Annotated in this window: 2 protein-coding genes; both read right to left on the bottom strand. The window is 63.3% G+C overall.

Annotated features, from left to right (window positions below; translation table 11 throughout):
* Positions 1–139: 139 nt before the first annotated feature.
* Positions 140–1,438 carry a pyruvate dehydrogenase complex dihydrolipoamide acetyltransferase gene (locus tag ACTG4J_RS15180; protein ID WP_439140573.1) on the bottom strand — a complete coding sequence of 433 codons (1,299 nt, stop codon included), beginning with the start codon at positions 1,436–1,438 and terminating at the stop codon, positions 140–142.
* A 12-nt stretch (positions 1,439–1,450) separates the two neighbouring features.
* A partial coding sequence (locus ACTG4J_RS15175) for a pyruvate dehydrogenase complex E1 component subunit beta (RefSeq protein ID WP_439140572.1) occupies positions 1,451–2,523 on the bottom strand: 1,073 nt, incomplete at its 5' end.

Below are 2,523 nucleotides of genomic sequence, written 5' to 3'. Positions count from 1 at the left end.
GCCATAGGCGTATCGGTTTTGTCCGCACGCCATTCTTCTATCAGATCATGGGCCCATTCATGCGACGGGGCCGCCGATGCATGCATCGCGGCCCCGTGCTTTCGCGGTACCGCTCCTCCCCGGCGCCGCAATTCCTTGCTTATGCAAGCATAGCCATGGGATTCTCGAGATTGTCAACAATTGCTTGCAACAGCTCTGCCCCAAGCGCCCCGTCGATGACCCGGTGATCGACTGAAAGCGTGACCGACATGACGGTCGCGACCGTCAGCCCGCCATCGGCACCGACCACGGGTTTCTTGACGCCCGCACCCACGGCCAGGATCGCACCATGAGGCGGGTTGATGACCGCGTCGAAATTGTCGATCCCAAACATGCCGAGGTTCGAAATCGCGAAGGTGCCACCGACATATTCATGCGGTGCCAGCTTGCGGTCGCGGGCGCGTTTCGCCAGATCCTTCATCTCGGCCGACAATGCAGACAGGCTTTTTTGTTCTGCGTCTTTCAGCACGGGCGTGAACAGCCCGCCATCGATCGCCACCGCCACCGCGACATCCGAGGGTTTGAGGCGTAGCATCCGGTCACCCGCCCAAACGGAATTGGCGGCGGGCACTTGCTGCAGCGCCAGCGCACAGGCCTTGATGATGAAATCATTGACCGACAGCTTCACGCCACGGCTTTCCAGCTGCTTGTTGAGCTGCCCGCGAAACGCCATCAGCGCATCAAGCTTGATATCGCGGCGCAGGTAGAAATGCGGGATCGTCTGTTTTGCCTCGGTCAGCCGCGCGGCGACCGTCTTGCGCATGCCGTCAAGCTTGACCTCTTCATAGTCGCGCCCCTCATACATGCGGATGACCTGAGCCGCGTCAGGCCCGGTTGGCATCGCGGTGGCGGCTTTCGCAGCCGGGGCAGGGGCAGCGGCCGCTTGCGGCACGGCGCTGGCGGTGGCGCCCGCCACATCGGCCTTGACGATGCGGCCATGCGGGCCAGAGCCCTTGACCGCGCCCAGATCAAGCCCTTTTTCAGCCGCGATGCGTCGCGCCAAGGGCGTGGCGAAGACCCGTGCGCCATCGGCGGCTTTGGGGGCCGCGGGCGCAGGTACCGATGCGGTAACCGCGGCAGGGGCAGCTGCGGGCGCGGCAGCAGGGGCAGATGTCGGGGCAGGGGCAGGCGCGCTTGTCATGTCGCCTGCACTTTCCCCATCGACCAGCAACACCGCGATCGGGGCGTTGACCTTGACGCCTTCGCTACCCTCGGCGATCAGGATCTTGCCGATCACCCCCTCATCGACGGCTTCGAATTCCATCGTCGCCTTGTCGGTCTCGATCTCGGCGATGATGTCGCCGGATTTGACGTTATCGCCCTCTTTCACCAGCCATTTGGCAAGTGTGCCCTCCTCCATCGTGGGGGAGAGCGCGGGCATCAGGATTTCCGTAGGCATAATGCGCGCTCCTCAGCGATAGGTGACTTGACGCGCGGCCGCGACCACCTCGGCGGTGGTGACGAGCGCCAGCTTTTCAAGATTGGCCGCATAGGGCATCGGTACATCCTTGCCCGTGCAGTTGATCACCGGCGCATCGAGATAGTCGAAGGCGTTTTGCATGATCCATGCGCCCAGATGGTTGCCGATCGAGGCGACGGGAAAGCCTTCCTCGATGGTGACGCAACGGTTGGTTTTCATCACCGAGGCCAGCACCGTGTCGTAATCGAGCGGGCGCAGCGTACGCAGGTCGATCACCTCCGCAGAAATGCCTTCCTTGGCCAAGATCTCGGCGGCCTCGAGCGTGTAGGTCATGCCGATGCCCCAGCTGATCAGCGTCACATCGCTGCCTTCGCGCCAGATGCGGGCCTTGCCGAAGGGGATGGTGAAATCAGCGATATCCGGCACCTCGAAGGAGCGGCCATAAAGGATCTCGTTTTCAAGGAAGATCACCGGGTTGGGATCGCGGATCGCGGTCTTGAGAAGGCCCTTGGCATCGGCCGCTGAATAGGGCTGCACGACTTTCAAGCCGGGAATATGGGCATACCATGCCGCGAAATCCTGGCTGTGCTGTGCGCCCACGCGGGCGGCGGCACCATTGGGGCCGCGAAAGACCATCGGCGCGCCCATCTGGCCGCCCGACATGTAAAGCGTTTTGGCGGCCGAGTTGATCACATGGTCGATGGCCTGCATCGAGAAGTTGAAGGTCATGAATTCGACGATGGGCTTGAGCCCGCCAAACGCCGCGCCGACACCGATGCCCGCGAAGCCATGCTCGGTGATCGGCGTGTCGATGACGCGCTTGGCGCCGAATTCATCAAGCAGCCCTTGGGTGACCTTATAGGCGCCCTGATATTCCGCGACCTCTTCACCCATCACGAAGACGGTGGGATCGGCGCGCATTTCCTCGGCCATCGCGTCGCGCAGCGCTTCGCGTACCGTCTGGGTTTTCATCGGCGTGCCGGCGGGCCAATCGGGGCTGCGGTCGACCGCTGCGGCGACGGGCGCCGCGGCAACGGCAGGGGCAGTGGCAGGGGCGGCGGTTT

It is taken from the genome of Roseicyclus sp. (genome assembly GCF_965662675.1).
In the GTDB taxonomy this organism is placed as follows: Bacteria; Pseudomonadota; Alphaproteobacteria; order Rhodobacterales; family Rhodobacteraceae; genus Roseicyclus.
The sequence above is the reverse complement of the archived record's forward strand: the minus strand, read 5'-3'. Positions and strand labels throughout refer to the sequence as shown.

Coding starts and splice junctions, on each gene's coding strand:
- ACTG4J_RS15180 (WP_439140573.1), bottom strand. CDS start 1,438: ATGCCTACGGAAATCCTGATGCCCGCGCTCTCCCCCACGATGGAGGAG.